21 protein-coding genes, 1 pseudogene and 1 riboswitch are annotated in these 22,462 nt (G+C 35.8%); of the genes and pseudogenes, 14 read left to right on the top strand and 8 right to left on the bottom strand.

The features are described from left to right. The first annotated feature begins 48 nt into the window (after positions 1-48). Positions 49-1,443: a UDP-N-acetylmuramoyl-tripeptide--D-alanyl-D-alanine ligase gene (gene murF / locus AN161_RS03335; protein WP_053592960.1), complete on the top strand. Its 1,395-nt coding sequence runs from the start codon at positions 49-51 to the stop codon at positions 1,441-1,443. A gap of 148 nt (positions 1,444-1,591) precedes the next feature. Next, on the top strand, positions 1,592-2,977 hold the full coding sequence (gene murF / locus AN161_RS03340) for a UDP-N-acetylmuramoyl-tripeptide--D-alanyl-D-alanine ligase (RefSeq protein WP_053592961.1): 1,386 nt from the start codon (positions 1,592-1,594) through the stop codon (positions 2,975-2,977). 115 nt (positions 2,978-3,092) lie between these two features. Here murF (AN161_RS03340) and AN161_RS03345 read toward each other — a convergent pair whose 3' ends face one another. Then, positions 3,093-4,025 carry an NlpC/P60 family protein gene (locus tag AN161_RS03345; RefSeq protein WP_075807160.1) on the bottom strand — a complete coding sequence of 311 codons (933 nt, stop codon included), beginning with the start codon at positions 4,023-4,025 and terminating at the stop codon, positions 3,093-3,095. Between the two features lie 515 nt (positions 4,026-4,540). Next, on the bottom strand, positions 4,541-4,903 hold the full coding sequence (locus AN161_RS03350) for a VOC family protein (RefSeq protein ID WP_053592962.1): 363 nt from the start codon (positions 4,901-4,903) through the stop codon (positions 4,541-4,543). Between the two features lie 375 nt (positions 4,904-5,278). Here AN161_RS03350 and AN161_RS29390 point away from each other — a divergent pair, with 375 nt between their 5' ends. Continuing rightward, positions 5,279-5,419 carry a hypothetical protein gene (locus AN161_RS29390; RefSeq protein WP_158002961.1) on the top strand — a complete coding sequence of 47 codons (141 nt, stop codon included), beginning with the start codon at positions 5,279-5,281 and terminating at the stop codon, positions 5,417-5,419. A gap of 380 nt (positions 5,420-5,799) precedes the next feature. On the opposite strand, the gene AN161_RS27300 is transcribed toward AN161_RS29390, so the two are convergent. Then, positions 5,800-5,961 (bottom strand): YjcZ family sporulation protein, encoded by a 162-nt coding sequence (locus tag AN161_RS27300; RefSeq protein ID WP_075807161.1) that lies wholly within the window; start codon positions 5,959-5,961, stop codon positions 5,800-5,802. 857 nt (positions 5,962-6,818) lie between these two features. Between AN161_RS27300 and AN161_RS28490 the strand changes: the two genes are divergently transcribed. The 6 genes from AN161_RS28490 (at position 6,819) to AN161_RS03375 (ending at position 12,316) form a co-directional block, all read left to right on the top strand. Beyond that, positions 6,819-7,007, top strand: a complete 189-nt coding sequence (locus tag AN161_RS28490; RefSeq protein WP_143114590.1) for a hypothetical protein — start codon at positions 6,819-6,821, stop codon at positions 7,005-7,007. Positions 7,008-7,961: 954 nt separating this feature from the next. Beyond that, positions 7,962-8,153: riboswitch (cobalamin riboswitch) on the top strand. Positions 8,154-8,182: 29 nt separating this feature from the next. After that, entirely contained in the window at positions 8,183-8,305 is a 123-nt protein-coding gene (locus AN161_RS30920) for a hypothetical protein (RefSeq protein ID WP_277815919.1), read from the top strand. A 61-nt stretch (positions 8,306-8,366) separates the two neighbouring features. Then, entirely contained in the window at positions 8,367-8,549 is a 183-nt protein-coding gene (locus AN161_RS03360; protein WP_053593021.1) for a hypothetical protein, read from the top strand. Between the two features lie 372 nt (positions 8,550-8,921). Continuing rightward, complete coding sequence (locus AN161_RS03365) at positions 8,922-9,530, top strand: TetR/AcrR family transcriptional regulator (protein WP_053592964.1); 609 nt, start codon at positions 8,922-8,924, stop codon at positions 9,528-9,530. A gap of 17 nt (positions 9,531-9,547) precedes the next feature. Next, the gene (locus AN161_RS03370; protein WP_053592965.1) at positions 9,548-10,567 is read left to right on the top strand and encodes a 2,3-butanediol dehydrogenase; all 1,020 of its coding nucleotides are present in this window, start codon (positions 9,548-9,550) and stop codon (positions 10,565-10,567) included. Positions 10,568-10,957: 390 nt separating this feature from the next. Next, positions 10,958-12,316, top strand: coding sequence for a PepSY domain-containing protein (locus AN161_RS03375; RefSeq protein ID WP_053592966.1), 1,359 nt, complete (start codon positions 10,958-10,960; stop codon positions 12,314-12,316). 57 nt (positions 12,317-12,373) lie between these two features. On the opposite strand, the gene AN161_RS03380 is transcribed toward AN161_RS03375, so the two are convergent. The 5 genes and pseudogenes from AN161_RS03380 to AN161_RS03405 form a co-directional block, all read right to left on the bottom strand. Beyond that, positions 12,374-12,979: a response regulator transcription factor gene (locus tag AN161_RS03380; RefSeq protein WP_053592967.1), complete on the bottom strand. Its 606-nt coding sequence runs from the start codon at positions 12,977-12,979 to the stop codon at positions 12,374-12,376. Next, positions 12,976-13,974, bottom strand: a complete 999-nt coding sequence (locus tag AN161_RS03385) for a sensor histidine kinase (protein WP_241774486.1) — start codon at positions 13,972-13,974, stop codon at positions 12,976-12,978. Before AN161_RS03385 ends, AN161_RS03380 begins: the two co-directional genes overlap by 4 nt. A 130-nt stretch (positions 13,975-14,104) precedes the next feature. After that, positions 14,105-15,229, bottom strand: coding sequence for a DUF418 domain-containing protein (locus AN161_RS03390; RefSeq protein WP_053592969.1), 1,125 nt, complete (start codon positions 15,227-15,229; stop codon positions 14,105-14,107). Positions 15,230-15,510: 281 nt separating this feature from the next. Continuing rightward, on the bottom strand, positions 15,511-16,284 hold the full coding sequence (locus tag AN161_RS03395) for a class I SAM-dependent methyltransferase (protein ID WP_082339606.1): 774 nt from the start codon (positions 16,282-16,284) through the stop codon (positions 15,511-15,513). Between the two features lie 650 nt (positions 16,285-16,934). Continuing rightward, positions 16,935-17,949 (bottom strand): annotated as a pseudogene (locus AN161_RS03405) (NAD(P)/FAD-dependent oxidoreductase). Positions 17,950-18,096: 147 nt separating this feature from the next. On the opposite strand from AN161_RS03405, the gene AN161_RS03410 reads away from it, so the two are divergent. The 5 genes from AN161_RS03410 (at position 18,097) to AN161_RS03430 (ending at position 22,319) form a co-directional block, all read left to right on the top strand. Continuing rightward, entirely contained in the window at positions 18,097-18,885 is a 789-nt protein-coding gene (locus AN161_RS03410; RefSeq protein WP_053592971.1) for an ABC transporter ATP-binding protein, read from the top strand. Between the two features lie 14 nt (positions 18,886-18,899). Further along, complete coding sequence (locus AN161_RS03415) at positions 18,900-19,817, top strand: iron-hydroxamate ABC transporter substrate-binding protein (RefSeq protein ID WP_053592972.1); 918 nt, start codon at positions 18,900-18,902, stop codon at positions 19,815-19,817. Positions 19,818-19,842: 25 nt separating this feature from the next. After that, on the top strand, positions 19,843-20,844 hold the full coding sequence (locus AN161_RS03420) for an iron ABC transporter permease (protein WP_053592973.1): 1,002 nt from the start codon (positions 19,843-19,845) through the stop codon (positions 20,842-20,844). Further along, positions 20,837-21,844 carry an iron ABC transporter permease gene (locus AN161_RS03425; RefSeq protein WP_053592974.1) on the top strand — a complete coding sequence of 336 codons (1,008 nt, stop codon included), beginning with the start codon at positions 20,837-20,839 and terminating at the stop codon, positions 21,842-21,844. Before AN161_RS03420 ends, AN161_RS03425 begins: the two co-directional genes overlap by 8 nt. A gap of 91 nt (positions 21,845-21,935) precedes the next feature. Beyond that, on the top strand, positions 21,936-22,319 hold the full coding sequence (locus AN161_RS03430; RefSeq protein ID WP_053592975.1) for a hypothetical protein: 384 nt from the start codon (positions 21,936-21,938) through the stop codon (positions 22,317-22,319). The last annotated feature ends 143 nt before the right edge of the window (positions 22,320-22,462 follow it).

Here is a 22,462-nt window from a genome sequence, read left to right on the forward strand (position 1 = left end):
ACTTTTAAGAAGTTACATATACTAGAGTGGAAGGGAGGGGAAAATAATATGAAGCCTCTTACGGTGCAGAATTTAACAGTCATTACTGCAGGCCATTTAGTGCAAGGGTCGGAGGAAGTGTTAATTCAACATGGAGCTTATCGACTAAAGCAAGTGAAAAGACCAAATACCGTACTTTTTATGAGTAAGCGTATTGTCAACTGGAAAGACTTAGAGCCATTTTATCCTATAGTTCTTGTAACCGATAGACTATACAGTCAATATGAAATACCTGAGCAAATCATCATCATTAAAGTAAATAATATAGATGAGGCATATTGGAAATTTGTAAATTATTATCGCAATCAATTTGATATCCCTATCGTAGCCATTACTGGTACTTCTGGTAAATCGACGACGAAGGAAATGATCAAACATATACTTTCTGCAGACAAAAATGTAGCATCCACGCCACTTAGTAGTAACTCTAGAACTGCTTCTTTGCAATATTTAATGAATATTGATGATGATACCGACGCGGCCGTTTTTGAAACTGCTGTTGGTTCACCAGGAGACATCAAACTTGCGGGGGAATATTTTAAGCCGACTATTGGGATTATTACAAATATAGGGGAACATCATTTAAATTATTGTAAAACTTTAGAGGGGTATATCCAAGCAAAGGGTGAAATGTTGGACATTATTAGTCCCACAGGCGTGTTAATCCTTAATGCTGAGGATATTAACACAAGTAAAATAGATTTATCGAGGTTTAAAGGACGTATCATTAAAGTAGGTAAGCATGAATCTTGTGATTTTCGAGCAAGTAATATTCGCTATCATGAAAATGGTATGCTGTTCAACGTCCATCACAAGAAGAAACTCTATGAAATCTTTGTACCAGGTTTTGGCGAGCACCAAGTATATAATGCCCTTGCTGCGATTGCAGCTATTTATGAAATGGATTTGCCGATTTCATTGGCAGCTGAACGACTACCATCATTCAAAAAATTGAATAAGCAGCTTCAAGTATTTAAGGGCATCAATAATTCCATATTAATAGATGATACATGGAATATTACGACCACTTCTTTGGAGGCAGGATTAAAGGTTTTGAATGCGCTCGGAGAAGGCAAGAAAACGATTGCCGTTATTGGGACGATTACAGATTTAGGGTCTTGGGGATATATTATTCACGAGCAAGCGGGAGAATTAATCAGTGAAATTGGGGTCGATGTACTCATTACGATAGGGGAACATGCAAGCATTATGGCGCTTCATGCCATTGAGGCAGGACTTACTTCACCTGTTTATATTTTTAAAAATAGTACGCGCGTCTATAAATTGTTAGATGAGATTGTAGATGAAAACACTATTCTTTTCATTAAAGGAGATATGTACAGTAAGGAAGTTTCGAAGTTGGCAGATGATTTAAAAATAAAAAAATCATCTACTTCTGAATAGATTCTTCTTTTCACCTAAATAAATGTTATTTTTCATCATTTACTAGATTGAGCATGCCAATAGCCAATTGCTAAGAAATGCAGAAGCATGGTCATATATTAACGCATTTATACAGAAATATACTTTATAGAAAGGGGGCGTAGTTAACTTGCAACATATAAGAGTTAGCGATATAAGAAAATTATTGCATGGAGAATTAATAAGCGGTTCTGAACTCTGGTCTGTAAAGCATGCAATTTATTATAACCGACATGAACTGACACAAAATCATACACTTATGTTTGTTAGTAAAAGTGATACAATCAACTGGCAAGAGATAGATCGAAAAGGCCCATCTCTAGTCATTTCGGATAAATCATCAGAAGAATTGAAAAAATCGCTGAAGAATACCACCGTTATTCGCGTTAAGAGTATTGTGCAGGCCTATTGGAAATTCATTGAATATTACAGAAATCTATTTCAAATACCAGTCGTTGCTTTGACCGGAACATGTGGTAAAACGACAACAAAAGAGATGATTAAACACATAGCTAGTAAGGAATGGAATGTTCAAGCATCTGTAAGCAGTAAAAATGAGCCACGGCAATCCCTACCGTATTTGACTGGGATCGATCAGAAAACAAAAGCAGCTATCTTTGAATTAGGTTTGGGGAATATAGGGAATATTAAACACCAATGTATGATCTATCAGCCGACGATTGGTATTATTACGAATATCGGTGTCCATCATTTAGACGGATGTATAAACCTTGATGGTTATATAAAAGCAAAGGCAGAAATTTTAGAAGGAATAAAAAAAGATGGCACGTTAATCATTAATGGTGATGATGAAAACACTAAAAAGATCCCCTTGCATAAATTTAAAGGGAAGATCATTACCTTTGGCGTTCACGAAAATTCAGATTATCAAGCTACGAATATCCAATTCGCAAAAGGTGGCATGAAATTTGTACTAAAAGTGTCAAATGTCCAGTACAATGTATTTGTTCCAGGATACGGAGAGCACCAAGTATATAATGCATTAGCGGCTATAGCTGCGGTAAAGGAAATGGGACTTTCCATTGCTGTCGCTATTTCGCAATTAAAAACGTTCAAAGCGATGGCACGGCACTTAGAGATTTCTACAGGCATCGGTGAAAGTACGATAGTAGATGATACATGGACAAATAACCCGACTTCTGTTGAAGCAGCACTAAAGGTTTTAGATACGATTGGAAAAGGGAAAAAAGTAATTGTTATTTTAGGTGACATTAAGCGATTAGGTAGTTTCGAAGAAAAATATCATCGAGAGATTGGCACATTGGTCGCGGAAAGAAATGTTGATACGCTTATTACTATTGGTAAAAGAGCAGAAAATATAGCGAATCAAGCGTTGAAAGAAGGTACGAAGGCAGACGTTCATATTTTTCAAGACGTTATAGGCGTTTTAGATGTACTAAAGCCTAAGCTTGATAGTGAAACCATTGTACTTATTAAAGGTCCGATGTCTAGCAAATCTATGATTGATTTTGCAAATCAGTTAAAAAATAAATAATAGAAAAAGAAGCTTCCTTTAAGGAAAGCTTCTTTTTTCTATATACTCTATAAAACATGTAATTCTGTTGGTCATCTCAAATTTGAAGTGTTTGAAATGATTCTAGTAAACTTTCTTAAAAAACACGTTTTGCTGTAATATAATGCTCTTTATAATAGTCAACCATTAGTACTCTTGTAGTAATACCACTAGAGCTTGGAATGATAAGACGATGATCTCCTGCATAAATAGCTACTAGTGAAGGGTTTTTAGAGCCTTTAACACTATTGAAGAACACTAAATCACCCTTTTTTAAATTGGCACGTGAAACCGTTGTGCCAACATTCATTTGTTCCTTTAAATTGGTTGTACCAAGTTTAATTCCACTCTTACGATAGATAAAGTCTACATATCCTGGCGCTGTAAAGCGAAGACTTGCTTCATTATTTGTAGAGCTCATAGTTACTTTATTTTTATAATTAAAGGCGTTTTCAACAATTTTATCGCCTTTTGTTGCAGGATTAGCTGAAAGTAATGTAGGTAATACTCTACGGGCACCTACATAATTATCTGTATAATATGGTTTACCGTTTAGATCCGAAATAACGATATTTTGCTTCGTATCAGCCATGTGAATCATTTTGTTGTTGCCAATATACATGCCCACATGATCAGGATCTGTTCCTGTTTTTTTACTCTTAAAGAAAAGTAAATCACCTTTTTGTAATTGATTTCTGTTAACGGGTGTTCCTTGTTGTATCATATAATCTTCATTATAAGTCGCAAGGTCGACACCATTTTTCTCGAAAATATACATTATAAATGATGCACAAGAAAATTTATAAGGATATGTAGCCTTGTATGTTGTATTGCTGTATGTCGCCTTACCAATTAAGCTTTTCCCAGTTTGAATTAGTTGATCTGCTTTCGCATTAACTGCTTGTGCGTTATTCAGGGCATTTGTTGTTGCTGCCTCTACTTCTATAGGGTGAATAGTTGGTTGTACCATCCCCACTGTGCTAAAACCTATCGTCAATGCTAATGTTGTTGTTAAAAATCGTTTATTCATGTTGTTAAATTCCTCCTGAAGCTATTTGCTAAGTTTAATCCTGTTTTGGATTTCCACTGGAATTAATCGTAGCATGAAAAAGTAGGGCTTCTTTGAGGTAAATGTTACCATGACGAATGGGAAATCGCTGTAAACACCTGATATAAAAGGCTTCATCGCCTTAATTTACAGTTTTATTACAAATGTTTCAGTTGGGTGAAGTGTTTGTAGAAATGAAAGGTCAGAGAGGCAGTACAATCCTTTCAAAGCAGTGGAAGGCAGATGTCGATAAAATTCATAGGTTGGGTGATAAAACGCGAAAGTTAGTCGATAAAACTGAAAAGTTGGGCGATAAAACGTAAAAGTGTTCCGATAAAATTAAAAAGTTGGATGACATTTTGTTAAAACGTCGGTCATGTGGATAAGTTGATTTGCCGAAGATTTATACTTTATTTCACAAAAAATTTTTTTACAGCATGACAGTTGAATAGAAATTAACTTCTATTCAACTGTTTCTAAATTTGTAGAGGACCTTTTTAAATTTCCTGAATCATCTCCACTCTATTACCGAACGGATCTCTAAATTCAAAGCGTTCAAAATGAGGAATAGGAACTGCGTCGAAAATTTCTATATGATGTTCGGCTAATGCCTTTTTCCACTGTTCTATATTTTCAACTTGGTAGGCAATATGAGCCTTTGTCGTTAATCTATCAAAGCCATCTTCTGTCCCTACATGTACCTCTTTATTGCCGATTTGTAACCAAAATCCACCTCGTCCTTTAAGTGAATCTGGCTTTTCAACTTCTTTTAGTCCTAATACTTGACAGTAAAATTGTTTCCCTTTTTCTTCTTCACCTTTTGGAATTGTTATTTGAACGTGATGTAAGCCTATAACCATTTTTTCAACTCCTTTAATTCAGATCGATACTTACTTCTAGAATAATAATGCCAAATCCTTCAAATTGACGAATGAATAGTTTTTTTCTTCACGAATGAAGCCTTAACAAAACTAGTAATGAATATTAAGGAGTAAGCCCTTAACAGCCATGAGGCAAAAAAACGGTCTAAATCAGCCGATAAATTCAGGAAAATGTTGTCAAAAAATAATAATACGATTGCATCGATAAGCATTCCGGGTAATGCAATGCAGATTGCGACCAGTAATCGCTCTGTGTCCTATATTTTTTTATAGGTATTGTTACTACCCAAATGAGTGGAATAGCTAAAATACAAGCAGCATCATGAGGAAAGGTTCTTCAAGGATAAAAAAGTATTGCCCCATTTAGTCGAAGCAGTGGGGAGAAAAGGCGAAATGCTGAATAGATTTTCGAAAATAGATGGTAAATTAGCAAAAGAGTATCCTGAAATTATTAAAGATCAAGATGTGGCATATTGCCTTCTTGATCTTAATTAAAAGGAGAAATGATTTTGTAAATATTTAAGTTTATTTGTTGTTCCGATTTACTATGTAAAATGCCGCATCATTGTATTTTTCAATCAACTATTCATGCTTCAAGTTTCATTCTTATTTTTTGTTCTTAACCAGTTGAAGGAAAGTCTTATTTTAACTTTAACAAGTAACATATTGCTGTTCTGTATATATCCAAGAGTACCGCGAGTAAAGATAACAATTAGAAAAGTTAGAAGTACAAATTTATCCGTTATTCGATACAATCCTTAAATTTGTTGCGGAACATTTTGACGAAAGAAACAATTAAAAGGGTCACCAGGATGGGAGTGACCCTTTTTCATAAGAGAGGTGTTAAAGGCGTGAAGATTATTAGTATTGAAATGTTAACAGTGTTCTCTATTTATGAAAGTAGCGCCGATAATAATTAGAAGGATGAATAGAACAACGAGTAGAGCGAATGATGAACCAGGGCCACGCCTATAGCCACCGTCACAGCCACAGGAATAACAATTGTTAAAGTTACCTATATTTCCATAGTATCCCATAAAAAATCCCTCCTTTCTACAATATATAATATGTTAGCTGTAGAAAAGAGAGGAGGTATTTATCTTCATTCAGCAGAAGACTCCCACCTCTGCAGGTGGTGAGATGAATGAGGATAAAGTCTCCAGACGAAATTACGCCAAGGCGAAATTGCTCTAATCAATACTTCCCTTACTTTAGAAATTTGAAAAATAATTAATCAAGTTGAGTTTTTGTGGGATCAAGACAATAAAAAAGGTCACTTGGGATTGGAGTGACCCTTAAAACAAAAGGAGGATAATGGCTTTACATTACTATTATTATGAAGTCAAAGTTATTTTGAATAGTGACTAGTCTGTGAAATATATTAAAAATAAAAGCTATAGCGAATTACGACACTGTAGCTTACTTTTAAGTAAATTAACAAACAAGGTAGGTGCTTGCACACGCCTACGTTATCGCATAGCGAAATATAGAACATCGAGAAATATTGGATTGAATATGAACAATATAAGAAGAAATTAAAAAATCGTGAATGGGAGTTGTTGCCTCCACATAACCAAGGCGGAGAAATGGTTGGTGGTCGTAGTAATACGTTTTCCGAAAATACAGCTAAGAAAGCTATGATGCTTACTACCAAAATTTAAAGCGCACCATAAAGACTGTGGAAGACCTTTATAACGAACTAGACGAAGGTATACGTACCATCGTAGACATGCGCTACTGGGATAAAGACGACTGTTACGAATGGGAGGATATTTCGGTTCGATTGTATATTTCACGCCATAAAGTGCCAAAAACCCTTCAACTGGTAATTCATCAAAACAATATACAAATAATTGCATTGAAAGAGGGATTTGGTGATGGCAAGGAGGTTGATATGGAGAAGAAGCAACTCAAAGCAATTGTTATGGAGCATAGAGAACCTTTAGCTGATATGTATTTTGAACATTGTGAGGAACTGTTTGAAGTCTTCAATGATGTTGCCATTGTGACTGATGAGGAAATCGTTCCAATTGCACCTATTTGGCTCGCACAGGTCGATTTACTCCCTCCTGTTACAGACTAATGCTGTAAGTAGAGTACAGTAGAACAAAAGGACTTGCGCATTTGAAAAGCAATCATACACGCAAGTCCTATCTTGATGGCTATGTCAAAATTGCACCATTGATTTAAATATCATCTTTATATTTTTTTACAATAGAGATAGTTAATCGAATAGCATAATAAACCCCATAAATCATAGTTAATAATATAAGGAAAATTACTATTTGACCTATCCATACTCCCATCGTTTGTCCCACCTTATTGTTGTAGTCTTAAATTACTGCCCTTTTCTTTAGTTAAAGAATAATCAGTTATTCGTTAAAGTGTAACATATTTACAAATATTGATTTGAGAAGAATGTGTGAGGAGCAACAAACACACATCTCGGTTAAGAAAAAACGAGGCGAGCGTGTCTAAATATCTTAGAAGCTTATTCATTAACTATCCATGATTAACATCTGTTGATGGTGGATATTCTGATTCGTGGTATGTATACTTTCATAGAGATAATTCATTTGACAAAGTTTATCAAGCATTATTAGATGGAAATGTTGATATGAAAATTGTAGCGAAAATACCTAGTAAGGGTTATAAACGAGGTCAAGGGTATATGGCTGTTGTGAAAGCTACTGAGGATTATTAATCACTGTAACATTCTTCCGTATTTTCTTCTGTATTTAAAGTTTAAAATATATATGGTAATATTTATCTATATCCACTTTTTAACTTCTTTTCGAGACGAGAAAATGAAAAAAGCTACTGTGGAAGGTAGCGGAAGGGCTACAGTATTTTGCTGTAGTCTTTTTTTATGAAGGAAGATTTCCTCTTTTTTGTTTTGTAAAAAAATGAAAAAGTAATATCAAGTTACTAGAATGACTAAATTGACTTTTTAAAAAATTAACTCCATTACAATAGATATTAGTAATCTATTAGGATAGTGTCCGTGTACACAAACCTTTATGGTATAATAATAAAAACGGAATAATAAGATAGAGGTACAAATCATAAATTCGATTTGTTTAAAAGGGAAGATCGGTGCAAATCCGACGCTGTCCCGCAACTGTAAATGGGAGCACGTTTCAAAAGACCACTGTTACGCATTGTAATGGGAAGGTGAAAGGTGTGATGAACATAAGCCAGGAGACCTGCCTTTATCTAGTACAACCAAAAAACCTACGAGGATAGGGGGTGTTGAGTGTGACTAGAGAAATTCTCCTGCATGCTCATAGTACGATGATTGCTACAAAGGTAGCTTCTATTATTAATAGAAAGCTTTTTTCGCCATGGCAATCACCGTATTATGTCGTGTATTTGTCATAACAGACATCTTTCTGTAGAGGGAAAGATGTTTTTTTATGCTAAAAATGAAGGAGTGTTACACATGAATCCACAAGTAATCGAGTATTATGAAAGTCTGTTAAAATTTGAAATCATGGAAACGCAGTATACAAGTGCTTCTCAAACATTAAGAGAATTAGTTGAACAGTATGTAGGGCAGGATGCTGTTCATAAAAATGATATTTTAACGGCGTATACGAATGTGATGAAAGAACTAATTGGATAAAGTGAAACTATAATCAGTGAGGGGGTTTTTATCCCCACTGATTATTAGTCTTCACCAATCGGGCTTTTACCGGCAGTTAATAATCCTACCTAACCTATTTGCTTTTGCTGAATTTGGAGATGGGAATCTTGTACCTGACGCTCCGCTTTCGGTACAGATAAATTACTGCCCGTTAAAGCGGAATAAAATTTATAGGCTATTTAATGTTCACTATTTTGCGGAACATTAAATAGCTTTTTTAATGAAAAAATTTCCTCGTTTGGAGAGATTATATAACAGCATGCTAAATGATTGACATACTAAAAACACAGGGGTAAGATTTTGTTGAACAGCTGTTTTGAACAGTTGTTTTGAACATTTGTTCAAAAAGAGGTGAGTCCCTTCAATAAAAAATTAGATGTGCAAAACGAGAAAAATAAAGAAGTAAAGGAGCAAATTTTAAAGGCCGGAAAATCCCTGTTTTCTTCAAGAGGCTATAATGGGACAACTGTAAGGCAAATTTGTGATGAGGCGAATGTTTCTCTTGCCTTAGTTTCATATCATTTTGGTGGGAAAGAAAATGTTTTTAATGCTTTATTTGAACCTCTTCGCCACACCTTTATGAATGCAAATTATGACTTGAATGATTCATTAGATTCGCTCAAAAGCTTTTGCAGAAATTTCGTCCTTTATCGAACTAATGAACACGAATTGATTGATATTTTACAGCAAGAGATCGTCATGAATAGTCCTAGATTAGAAATGCTAAAGGATGTTTTTTTACCATCTTGGGAGCAACTTCGCGCTATTTTAGTAGCCTGTAAAGAGCAAAAGATAATTGATTTTGAATCGATTGATATAGCAATAAATTTTGTTATGGGAACGTTAATGTTCTCCTTTAATAATCCATTTTTAAATCGTTCTTCGTTCGATACAACTCCTGAATATATAGCAGATCTTGCAGTAAGCTTCGTATTAGATGGTCTTAAGACAAAAAAATGAAAAAGAAGGTTTTAACAATGAAAGCAGCAAAATTTTATGGAATAAAAGATATCCGTGTCGAAGAAGCAGAACTTTCAGCATTAGAAAATGGAATGGTCAAAGTAAAAGTTGAATTTGCAGGTATTTGTGGCAGTGATATGCATGAATACGTAGCGGGTGCCTATCCATTCCGTATACAACCAGTACTAGGGCATGAGTTTGCAGGTGTGGTTGTTGAAGTTGCGGACGGTGTGACACATACAAAAGTAGGTGACCGCGTTGCAGTTGAACCACCAATTCCATGTGGAAAATGTGATAACTGTAAACGTGGCTACTTAAATCTTTGTAAAAAAGGACAGTCATATGGATATACAATTTCTGGTGGTTTTGCTGAATATGCAGTTATCAGAGAAGAAAATGTATATCAATTACCAGATAATATGAGCTTAGAGCTAGGGGCACTTGTCGAACCAACAGCGGTTGCCGTACATGCAGTGCGTCAAAGTCAGCTAAAACTTGGCGATACAGCAGCAATTTTCGGTGCTGGTCCAATTGGATTATTAGTTTTACAAGCAGTAAAAGCAGCGGGCGCTAGTGAAATTTTTGTTGTAGAAGTTTCAGATGAAAGACGTCAAAAAGCACTTGAGTTAGGTGCAACTTATGTCATTAATCCAATTGAAACAGATGCAGCTGCCTTTATCCGTGAAAAAACAAATGGTGGTGTCGAAGTAGCCTATGACGCAGCTGGTGTTCAAGCTACATTTACAAATGGGGTAAATTCTGTACATCCAGGTGGCGAATTCAAAATCGTCAGTGTTTGGGAAAGACCTGTTGAATTCAATCCTAACGCAGTCGTTTCACCAGAAGTGAAAATTAGTGGTTCATTTGCTTACGTTAATATATTCCCAGAAGTCATTCGCTTACTTGCACGCGGCGTTATTGATGGAAATGCCGTTATTACAAGTCAAATTAGCTTAGATGATATTGTGGAAAAGGGCTTTGAAGCACTAGCAAAAGATCGTAGCCAATGCAAAATTCTTGTGAATATGAATTTGTAATATTATAGAAAAGTAGAGTAGCCAAACTTGAAAATGATTGCGTTTGGCTACTCTTTATTTCTTATAAACTTATTATATTAATAGGAATACATATAATTGTCATGAAATAATCCCTAGTACTTCATACTTATTTCACTTTTTAACTATATAATTATTTTGCGCTTATCTTCATTCAGTAAATGTTTTTTTATTAAAACTTCCATCTCTAGAGGTGATGGAAGAATACAGATGTGGATATCTTTCAGTGGATACCCAAACATCTACTGAATGAAGATAATGCCTCCGGCGGATGTCACGGATTTTGAAAGGAAGAATTGTGCGTCCACAATTCAAAATCCGGACGCAATTACGCCAAGGCGAAATTGATTATTATAGATTGGAGAATTCAACATGAAAAACAAGCTTTACCAAAGCTTTTGGCGAACGCACTTTTATGCAGCACTATTTATTACTCCACTTCTTATTTCACTAACACTAAGTGGTATAGGTTTTTTATTTTATACCAATGTTGAAAATCAGTTATATGATAAATACTTTTTTGGTGAAAGTGGAAAAACCGAGGTACAATCTATTGATGATGCTGTTAAACTTGCGGAAGAATCATATGCTGGCTATAAAACAAACAAAATTATAGAGTTAGAAGAGCCATACAATACACGTTTATCGATGAAAAATGCAGATGGCAAAGAGAAATATGTGTTCTTAGATGATCATAACCAAATTATTGGTGGTCAGGATGCTGATTACACATTTGCAAATATCATGAGAAATACCCATAGTTCCTTATTTATTGGTGGGACGGTTGTCAATTATTTAGTCGAATTAGCTGCGTGCTGGGCTATTTTTCTAATGCTTTCAGGCATTTACATGACGTTTAAAGCAAGACTACTAAAGAAAACAAAGCAGACAAACAAACGTCAAAAGAGCAGAAAATTTCATGCCCTTGTCGGGACAATTATTACGATTCCGATGCTTGTTATTATTTTCACAGGCTTACCATGGTCTGCGTTTATGGGGAAATATATTTACCAAGCTTCACAAGATCATCCATCTTTCGGAACGCCATTATTGCAGCAACAGCCGCCTACATCTGATGTAAGTGAGATTCCTTGGGCTACTCGTCAAGAAACCCCTCCAACGTCAGATTCAGGACATGCAGCCCATCACGGTATGGGGGCAGATATGGGCTATGTTGCGAACCCTAACCAACTAAGTGTGGAAAAGCTACAACATGAAATTGATGCAATGAATATTTCAAAACCATACGCTATTATTTATCCTACTAGTGAAGATGGAGTCTATACGGTTGCAAAATCTAGTAACACAGGTGTCACAGGTCTTGATGTTAGTCCGGATGATGAAACGACAATGTATTTTGATCAATATAGCGGGAAATTTATAGACAAAGTTGGCTATGAGGACTATGGTATTCTTGCCAAATGGTTCACTTGGGGAATTCCTTTACATGAAGGTCATTTGTTTGGCTGGCCAAATAAATTAATCAATTTACTAGTATGTCTAGCATTTTTAGTGGTTATTGTTTGGGGAGTTAGAACATGGCTATTACGAAAGAAAAAAGGTATTCTATCTGCACCACCTAAAATCTCTCAAAAGGTTTCCATTCCTTTTATCATTTTCATGATTATATTAGGTATACTGATGCCATTATTTGGACTTTCTTTAATTGCTGTCGTACTGATTGAAATAATCATAAATTTGGTGTCTAAAAATAAAAAAGAAGCCAATTAAAATAGTAAGCGATACTGTATCCTTTATAGAAGAGGAACACAGTATCGCTTTTCTTTTTTAAAGCCACCCTTTATCACTGGCGACTTGGACTGCTTGTTGTCTTGATTCGACTTGTAGCTTTTGAATAGAGGTGGATAAGTAGTTTCGAATAGTGCCTTTCGTTAAAAATAATTTTTTACTAATCTCATTTGTTGAGAGGCCTTCTTTAACAAGCTGCAGAACAGCAATTTCACGTTCATTCAATGGATTCTGTTCCTTCATAAACAACGTGGCAGCTAAATCTCTGCTGACGACCTTTTCACCTTTCATCACTTTCCTTATTGTTTCAATTAAATAGTCGATCGGTTCATCTTTTAATAAATAACCTTGTACCTCACAATCCATCGCTTTTTGTAAATAGCCAGGGCGTGCAAAAGTAGTGACAATCATCACCTTGCACGGTAAATTTGCCTGTCTTATTTTTTCAGCAAGTTCAAGACCGGTAAGATTTGGCATTTCGATGTCCAATACACAAACATCGGGTAGCTCATGTTGAATATATTCCCACGCTTTTAGACCATCTGAAACTTCTGCAATCACTTCTATATCTGGCTCAAACGACAATAAGGAATTTAAGGCGCCACGTAACATTTGTTGATCCTCTGCTAATAGTACTCTTATCATGTAGTTGGCTCCTTTTTATAGTGTTGGATAGGCATTGTTAATGTCACAATCGTTCCGCCTGTCGGGAAATTGTCAATGGAAGCATTTCCTTGAAGGGCATTCATTCGTTCTTTCATCGATGATAGTCCATTTCCATGCCCTTGGTTATGTAAGCCGATACCATCATCCACAACGTTTATCTTTAAAATTCCATTAATATAGTTGATATCTATTTGGCATTTTTTTGCTTGACTATGTTTAATAATATTTGTAGTTGCTTCCCGAAGACATAAGGACAGCATCGTTTCCTCCACACTAGCTAGTAGCAGCTTTGGACAGTTATTTTTTATTTTTATGGAGATATCTGCTGTTTGTAAATGCTGCTTACAATGTATTAGCTCACTTTCCAACGAAATAAAATTCATATCGGAGACTAATTCCCTTACTTGCTTTAGCGCTGTCCGCGTTGTTGCTAAAATCTCATTTAGCTCATCTTTAACACGCATTGTATCTTTATCGACTAATTTTGTTGTTAGTTCGGTTTTTATTTTAATCATCGTCAATGTATGACCAATCGTATCGTGAAGGTCTCTCGCAATACGTTGTCTTTCTTCTTGCTGCACAAGCTGAGTATTTACCTCTGTTAATTCTGATTGTAATTTCTTAGATTTTTCCACATAATAAATTAACATTGGAAATAGTAGCTGAATGATCATAATAGGTATTAAAACTTCGGTTTTCAATGTGAAAGATGTTTCAGATTCAAACCAAATAACGATAAAAAACATAGAGGCAATTGCAATCATTCCTACTGCAATATGCCGCTTAGTTTTAGCTCTACCAATTAAATCAGCAAATGTAAATCCAAAGACTAACATTGCAGATCCTTCATAAATACCCAGTATGATAATAAGTGTAAAGCCTAGTAAAGAAGCTAACAGTAAACGCCAATCTTTAAACCATAAAGCAATATAGAAGGCTACTAAAAATAAGATAAGGATAGTGATTTTAGCCATTAATGGTAATGGAGAATTCGAACCTAATACCATGGTGAATAAAAAAATGAGCGATACTACATCTATGATTAAATATTGTTTTGCCTGATCTCTTGGGTAAATTTTTATATGCTACACCAGCCCTTAATGATTATTTACGTGTGACAGCTTGAATGGTGTGTTTACGAACCCATTCTAATGGACCAAAATGAAAGTGCTTTATGCACATATGGGCGATAAAAATTTGTAGAATGGAAAGGGTAATCCAAATGGCAATAATCTCAATGCTATTCAGCTTTCCTCCTAAACCTAAGCCCCAGCCATAGAAAATGACGGATGCCATAATATTTTGCAGGACATAGCAACTTAAAGACATTTTGCCAACGTCTCCAAGCTTCTTCCATAACCAATCTACCTTCTTGTATTCTATTAGCTTACCTAATATACCAATATAACCAATTGATAGGATTGGTGCAAATAAATAACGAACTGGGAAATCAAAAATTCCTCCAGGTATAAAAATAAGAAGATTCAATGGTATCCCAATATAAATACCAATAGAGAATAGCTTTTTTCGTACTTGGCGGCCATGCTCACTTTGAGAAAATACACCGTTACGCATAAATTTAACCCCAAGTAAAAATAAAAAGATGTTCATTGGAATAATAAAGATTGCTTCTGCTCTATAGTAAAGAAAATGTGTTAAACGATATTGTATTTGCTCAAACCAAGTGCCGCTTTGATAAAGTGAAACAACTGAATCGATTTCATAGAGTACATTGCCTTGCAATGTACTTAATAAAATTAAAAGAATCATAATTGCATGAAAACCACCGAACACATATAAACAACGATTTATCGCTTTATCACCAACTTTGACGATAATGGCAACGATGATCCCTGTCACAGCATAGCTCATTAAAATATCGTATTCCATTACCAAAGTAAAGTGGATAAGCCCTTCCGCAAATAAAAATAACAGTGTCCAAATATACATACCTGGCCAAGCATTTCCTTTTCGAATGGACTGCTGATATTTTAATTCTAGACCGACTCCAAACATAATCGTTAACAAACCAAGTAGTTTGCCGTTTACTAAAAATAAAACGGACATTTTTAAAAAGTCATTAAATGACCACCAGCCTGAATAATTATTTGTCATAATAGCTGATGCTTCACCGAGATAAGCAAAAATCCAAATATTTGTGCCAAGTGTCCCTAATACTGCAAAACCTCTTAAAATATCAATTAACGGTAGCCTTTGATTATTTTGCATAATTTCAAATCACTCTTTCTTTGTTTTCTTACTAAAATCATATGGAAAATCAAAGAAAAAACATATTCACACCAGTCAAAGGTTCTTTATGACAGGTGTCATTTTATAGTGTATCAAGAGCTAAGAAAACAAAAAAACAGCAACGCTTTGGCTGCTGATTTTGAATATTTATTTCCTTAACAGTAACGTCTTTGAAAAAAACTTAACTGCCATTCGTTTTTGAAGCATGCAAAAACACTTGCAATGGAGGCTTGAAGTAGAAGTCATTTACTATTTTTAAACTATTTAGTACATGAATAAATTCTATAGTCGAAAACCCCTTCATACTTTAAGTTCATATCAAAATGTTTATCCATTACTTCGTAAAGTTCATGTTTAATATCCTTCGAGTAATGAAATTCAGGTATTGAGGAGATGGATTTGTTTTTTTGTATACGAATATTTTTAAAACCGGCCCGTTTTAAGAAAGATATCCAATCCTTTTTCATTGAGAAAGAATCAAATCCATAAAACTGTTTGATTTCCTTTTCAATTTTCTCTTCAAGTGGTTGATGAATAGTAAATTCAATGGCAATAAACCGACCGCCATTCTTTAATAAACGAAAGATTTCTTTTAGGGCATTAGGTTTATTGACAAAAGAAAGCACAGATTCAGAAATAATAAAATCAAATGTATTATCCGGTAATGGTATTTGTTCTATAGAGCACTGAATTATTTTTACGGGTAAGCGGTTTTTTTTCATTCTTCTTTGCGCCTTTGCGACCATTATGGAATTGATATCTATACCAGTTACTTTTGCTTCATATTTGTCAGCTAAATAGGCAGCGGTTTGTCCTGTGCCACATCCTATATCTAAAATGTGAGACATTTTGCTAATGTTCTCGGTCTTGAATATTTCCTTTGTTAGATTTATACCACCGGGATGTGCCCCTCCAACACCAAATTTGGACAGAAAATCTAGATATTTTGAATTTTGAATCAGAATCCCTTCTTTAGTCGTATTTTTGTATAATATGAAATTAAAAATAGTATGGTTCCTGCACAAAGTTGTCATTACAATAAGAAGAGGTAAATTTATCCCGTAAAAACAGCCCGTAAAAGCCCGATTAATCAGTGGGGATGAAGAAAACTCCTCTTGATTAAAGTTTCATTTTATTGCCTTGATGGTATCGTAATATCTATTAGAGGTAGAATAATAAATCATTAGATTTCAATATTTTTTGCACAATACATATGTATATTAATTTTCAGCAACTTCTCCGATAGTCTAAACAATAAAAAAATACAGACATATACTAGTTAAAAGATATCTGATAGGGGGTGAATTGATGCCATTTTATCCGCCTAATTCTAGAATGAGACCATTCCCACCACCAAGAAATAGACAAAGTTTTGGCCCACCTATTCGAGGTAGAAGGGAGCAACCTTTCTTTTACCCTAATCAACAACCCAGAACTTCTAGATTTGGAAGATTACCAGAGCATTTAAATACAATTATGGGCCATGCGGGAACAATAACAAATGGAGTTGGTATGTTAAGACAAATGGGATCATTTTTGAATTTCTTTAGGTAGTTTTTTTCGATGGAACGGAGTCCGCCTTTATAAAAATTAGCAAAAAAGCTTGGGGCATTGTTAGTGTTGAGCTTAATCTAAACCCCTCTTAAGAGTAAATTCTTAAGAGGGTTTATTGTGATCATGACGTTTAATGCTTATTTTGTATAAGGTGCTTTTCAATAATAGAGCGATTTTTCTCTTTAAATACTTCATTATGTGATGACACGACTCCGTGGCGATAGGCAGTAGGCTCTAAATACGTTTTGATAGAGTTCACGGCATTGGCTGCATCCTGAAAGGTACCTAGAAGGAGATGAATTTTTCCTTCAAATGCTAAAATATCACCCGCAGAAAAAATTCCAGGCTGTGCTTAGTAATTATCTTTTTTAGGAATGGTGATTGCTTGATCAAATTCTAGTGATGCTTCACAGTTATAGCCGTGACTCACAATTACTTCATCGATTTGACGCGTATAGCTTTGCTTTGTTTTTGCGTTTTCACATGTCACTAATTGGATCGCTGTTTTGTCTGCATTGGCAGTCAGTTTTGAAATAGTTGTATTGCATTCAATCTTTACTCCAGCATCTAAAGCCTCTTGAATGGTTGCTTCATGTGCAGATAATTTATCTTTACGATAAACAACAGTTACGTTTTTAACAATAGGACTAAGTTCAACTGCCCAGTTAATTGCTGCATTTCCGCTTCCCGAAATAATAATTTCCTTATCCACAAAATGTCGGTAGGACTGCACAGTATAGTGTAAATTTGTCATTTCATATTTTTCTGCACCTTCTAGTGAAAGCTTTTAGGGGTTAATAATACTACCACCAACTGCTAAAAGAACGGTTTTAGAGTAATGTTTATCTCCTTGCGCAGTATGTAGTATGAAAATATCGTCTTGGCGCTCAATGAAATCGACTTTTGTGCCTGTTAAAAAAAGTTTTTGCCTGCGCAATTAACTGTTTCATAAACTGTTCGCCTAACGCAGGAGGGTGACCACCAATATCCCCAATTAGCTTTTCAGGATAAAGTAAAACTTTACCACCAAGCTGTTGTTGACTCTCAATTAATTTCGTTTTCAATCCTCGTAAACCACTATAAAAGGCACTATATAGACCTACAGGGCCACCACCAATAATTGTTACATCGTATATATGTTGCATTTATATCGCACATCCTTAAAAAATAATAAAAAAGTATTTGACAAAACCTTATAGGAAAACTAGACTAATTTTAGTGATAATGATTATCATTATCGGAGAATCATTATCATAGCATGGAAAGAAGAAAAAGGAAAGAGAGGTTACGTTGTGCGTTTACAAGTTGAATCGATTCGTATCGGCTATGAGAACAAAACGATTGTGCATGATTTGTCGCTACAAATTCCAGACGGTAAAATAACGACCATTATTGGTTCTAATGGCTGTGGTAAATCTACACTTTTAAAGGCTATTACAAGAATTTTGAAGCATAAGAGTGGACAAGTCATTTTAGACGGTCAAAATATTTCCGAGATGAATACAAAAGAATTAGCGAAAGAGCTGGCCATATTACCACAAAGTCCAGAAAGTGCACATGGTTTAATTGTGGAAGAGCTTGTATCCTACGGTCGATTTCCATATCAAAAGGGCTTCGGTAATTTATCGCAAAAGGATAAAGAAATGATTGACTGGGCCTTAAAGGTAACTAAAACGGATGACTTTCGTCAGGATACAGTTGATGCCTTATCTGGTGGACAGCGTCAACGAGTGTGGATTGCGATGGCATTAGCGCAAGAGACCGATATTATTTTTTTAGATGAGCCAACAACTTATTTAGATATGGCGCATCAATTAGAAGTTTTAGAATTACTTTACAAGCTAAACGAAGAAGAAGGACGCACAATTGTCATGGTGCTACATGATTTAAATCAGGCAGCACGTTTTTCAGATTATATTGTTGCGCTGTCAAAAGGAGAGCTTGTGAAGTTTGGTACTGCAGAGGAAGTCATTGTACCTGCAGTATTAGAAAAAGTGTTTAATATTGATGCGGTTATTGGTAAGGATCCACGGACAGACAGACCAATGTGCATTACATATAACTTACTACAAACAGTGTAAAAGGAGATTTATTCATGAAAAAGTGGTTATTACCAATGTTTATGATGGTCGTACTAGTGCTTGCAGCGTGCGGCAATAAAGAAGAGAAGGCAGATGAGGGCTCTAAAGAAGCATCATCAGCAGAAACGATTATGTATCAATCAGAATCTGGCCCTATTGAAGTACCAGCTAACCCAAAACGTGTAGTTGTGTTATCTTCTTTTGTTGGGGATTTATTACAACTTGGTGTAAATGTCGTTGGCGTTGATTCATGGGCTACGAATAATCCAAACTTCCAAGATGATATTAAAGATGCTGTAGTTGTTGAGAATACGGATATTGAAAAAATTATTGAGCTTGACCCAGATTTAATTATTGGTTTAAATGGTATTGAAAATGCGGATAAATTAGCAGAAATTGCACCAACTGTATTGTTCACTTACGGTAAAGTTGATTATTTACAGCAATTTATTGAAATCGGTAAAGTTGTCAACAAAGAAAAAGAAGCAACTGAATGGGTGAAAGATTTTAAAGCGCGTGCTGCAGAAGCGGGTACGAAAATTAAAGAAAAAATCGGTGAAGATGCAACCGTTACTGTTGCAGAAATGTTCAATAAACAATTGTATGTTTATGGAGATAATTGGGGCCGTGGAACTGAAATTTTATATCAAGAAATGGGCTTGAAAATGCCTGAACAAGTGCAGGAAGATACTTTAAAGCCAGGTTATTTTGCAATTTCACAAGAGGTATTGGGTGATTACGCAGGTGACTATGTGATTTTTAGTATGTTTAAAGACCAAGATAATTCCTTTACAAATGCTGCATGGTTTAAAGATTTAGAAGCGGTGAAGAATAGTCATTTATTTGAAGTGAATGCCAACGCATTTTACTTTAATGACCCAATCACATTAGACTATCAACTAGATTTCTTTAAAGAGAAATTTTTACAATAATTTCAGTAGAGAGTAGCGAAGGCAAATGACAAAGTTTCGACATTTCCCATTTTGGCTTCAGGTGTTGCTTGCGCTGATTTTATTAACAGTGACGGTTACACTCTCGCTTTGTGTCGGCGCGGCAAATACGAGTATTGAAGATGTCTATCAAGCGATTGTCGGACAAAGCGGTGGCAAGCATTATTCTATTTTACGTGAAATTCGATTTCCTCGTATTATTGCTGCTATTTTTGTGGGCAGTGCACTCGCAGTTGCTGGGGCTATTATGCAAGGAGTTACTAGAAATCCATTAGCAGATCCAGGACTGCTTGGTCTCACAGCAGGTGCGAATGCGGCACTTGCATTGACGATGGCATTTATCCCAAATATCTCGTATTATACGCTTATTTTTGCATGTTTCGTAGGTGCAGGCATAGGGATGATTGTAGTGTATGGTATTGGCGCTTCAACAAAGAATGGCTTTTCTCCATTAAAGCTTGTCTTAGCTGGGGCAGCTGTATCCGCTCTATTACAAGCAATAGCAGATGGTACGGGAATATTATTTCAAATTTCAAAAGATGTTTCGATGTGGACGAGTGGTGGTTTAATTGGCACTACATGGCAAGCTTTAATGATTGTTCCTGTTATTTTAATAGGATTAGTGATAGCGTTTGCGTTTAGTCGTCAACTAACCATTTTAAGTTTAAATGAAGAAGTAGCTGTTGGGTTAGGGCAAAATACAGCAGTCATTAAAGGAATTATGATGTTTGTAGTAGTAGTTCTTGCAGGCTCCGCAGTTGCGCTAGTAGGTAATTTAGCATTCGTTGGTTTAATGGTGCCGCATATTGTCCGTGCAATTGTTGGGACGGACTATCGATTTGTCTTACCAATGAGTGCCATTATCGGTGGATGGTTTATGGTAACAGCGGATTTTGCAGGTAGAATGATTAATGCTCCATATGAAACACCGGTAGTTGCCATTATTTCAATTATCGGCCTTCCATTCTTCTTACTTCTTGTTCGGAAGGGAGGTCGTCAGCTTGTTTAATGTCGGGCGAAAAAAACAACGTAAATGGTTAACGGCTTGGATATTATTAACAATAGTTATTTTTGTGATGGGTATTTCAATGGGAGCAGCTTCGGTTTCGATGGATCGCATAATACCAATTTTACTAGGAGACGGTAACTTCAAAGAATCGTTCGTCTTGTTCTCTGTTCGTTTACCGAGAATGTTTGTGCTAGCTGCGGCGGGGATGGCGTTAGCATTAGCTGGTGCCGTTTTACAAGGAGTGACTCGCAATGATTTAGCTGACCCTGGTATTATTGGGATCAACGCTGGAGCAGGTGTTGGGATTACGCTTTTTTATCTCCTTGTCGATGGTGATCTGCCTAATTTTGCGTATGTGTTACCAATTGTAGGATTTGGCAGCGCTTTATTAACGGCAATCTGCATTTACTTTTTCTCGTATAAGCGCAATGAGGGTGTTCAGCCGGTCCAACTCATTTTAGTCGGAGTAGGTGTAGCATCTGCCTTATCTGGTGTAATGATGATATTAATTTCCTCAGCTGAGCGTAGTGATGTGCAATTTATCGCACAATGGCTTGCGGGCAGTGTTTGGGGAACAGATTGGCCATTTTTCTGGGCTTTATTACCTTGGCTTGTGCTAGGCATTCCATTTATTTTTTATAAAGCAAATGTGTTAAATGTCCTGGCGATGACAGAACAAACGGCAGTTGGCTTAGGCTTGAATATCGGCCGAGAGCGTTTACAATTATTAGTTGTCTCTGTAGCATTAGCTGCGGCAGCTGTATCGGTAACAGGGGGCATTGCCTTTATCGGTCTTATGGCACCACATATTGCGAAGCAGCTTGTCGGACCGCGCTTCCAATTCTTTTTACCACTCACATTGTTTATCGGTGCAAGTTTACTAATGCTAGCGGATACTATAGGCCGCGTAGCTATTTCAACTGCGACAGTGCCAGCAGGTATCGTCGTGGCATGTATCGGGGCACCATATTTTTTATATTTACTACGAAAAAACGACTGAATGGCATAGGCTGTTCGGTTGTTTTTTATTTTGAAAGGATTTCGGAATATTTGTTAAATATGCAATACTAATATAAATGGGGGGATAGTGGATGAGGAAATTATTAGCTGTTTTATTATGTTCCATAATTGTATTGTCAGCATGTACTTCAGAATTAGCGATTACAGAAGTAAAGTCTGTACCAAAGGATTTACAAGAAACTTTAAATGTTCTTGGAATGGAAGATTATGTGCAAAAGATTAATAATGGTGAAAAACGCTCGTATATTGTGATTAATACAAAGGGAACTATTACGGTCAGCTTGGAGAGTAAGGACGATACGATTGTAATAAACATCGATGAAGTTGAAAATCCAAACGACGAAGTTATTAAGCAGCATATTTTTAAACTAACGACAGATACTAAATATGTATATACTATTGACTTATATAAAAATGGTGAACCAATTCCGTTTGATACCGTGGGGGCTTTTTAGTTTTAAGGAGACGGATAGGATTTGCGATATCGACGGATAAAAATCCCAAGGAGACGGATAGAATTAGCATCGACGGAAAGCAAGGCCAGAACGCCGGAAAGGAATCTCCGAGCGACGGAAAGAACGACGGCAACGACGGATAG

Origin of the sequence: Lysinibacillus sp. FJAT-14222 (assembly GCF_001278875.1) — a bacterium.
Taxonomy (GTDB): domain Bacteria; phylum Bacillota; class Bacilli; order Bacillales_A; family Planococcaceae; genus Lysinibacillus; species Lysinibacillus agricola.

Bases quoted from the DNA above. Each gene is read 5' to 3' on its own strand.
- murF (WP_053592960.1), top strand. From the start codon at position 49: ATGAAGCCTCTTACGGTGCAGAATTTAACAGTCATTACTGCAGGCCAT.
- AN161_RS03345 (WP_075807160.1), bottom strand. From the start codon at position 4,025: ATGAATAAACGATTTTTAACAACAACATTAGCATTGACGATAGGTTTT.
- AN161_RS03350 (WP_053592962.1), bottom strand. From the start codon at position 4,903: ATGGTTATAGGCTTACATCACGTTCAAATAACAATTCCAAAAGGTGAA.
- AN161_RS27300 (WP_075807161.1), bottom strand. From the start codon at position 5,961: ATGGGATACTATGGAAATATAGGTAACTTTAACAATTGTTATTCCTGT.
- AN161_RS28490 (WP_143114590.1), top strand. From the start codon at position 6,819: ATGGAGAAGAAGCAACTCAAAGCAATTGTTATGGAGCATAGAGAACCT.
- AN161_RS03360 (WP_053593021.1), top strand. From the start codon at position 8,367: ATGAATCCACAAGTAATCGAGTATTATGAAAGTCTGTTAAAATTTGAA.
- AN161_RS03370 (WP_053592965.1), top strand. From the start codon at position 9,548: ATGAAAGCAGCAAAATTTTATGGAATAAAAGATATCCGTGTCGAAGAA.
- AN161_RS03375 (WP_053592966.1), top strand. From the start codon at position 10,958: ATGAAAAACAAGCTTTACCAAAGCTTTTGGCGAACGCACTTTTATGCA.
- AN161_RS03380 (WP_053592967.1), bottom strand. From the start codon at position 12,979: ATGATAAGAGTACTATTAGCAGAGGATCAACAAATGTTACGTGGCGCC.
- AN161_RS03385 (WP_241774486.1), bottom strand. From the start codon at position 13,974: ATGGCTAAAATCACTATCCTTATCTTATTTTTAGTAGCCTTCTATATT.
- AN161_RS03390 (WP_053592969.1), bottom strand. From the start codon at position 15,229: ATGCAAAATAATCAAAGGCTACCGTTAATTGATATTTTAAGAGGTTTT.
- AN161_RS03395 (WP_082339606.1), bottom strand. From the start codon at position 16,284: ATGACAACTTTGTGCAGGAACCATACTATTTTTAATTTCATATTATAC.
- AN161_RS03415 (WP_053592972.1), top strand. From the start codon at position 18,900: ATGAAAAAGTGGTTATTACCAATGTTTATGATGGTCGTACTAGTGCTT.
- AN161_RS03420 (WP_053592973.1), top strand. From the start codon at position 19,843: ATGACAAAGTTTCGACATTTCCCATTTTGGCTTCAGGTGTTGCTTGCG.
- AN161_RS03430 (WP_053592975.1), top strand. From the start codon at position 21,936: ATGAGGAAATTATTAGCTGTTTTATTATGTTCCATAATTGTATTGTCA.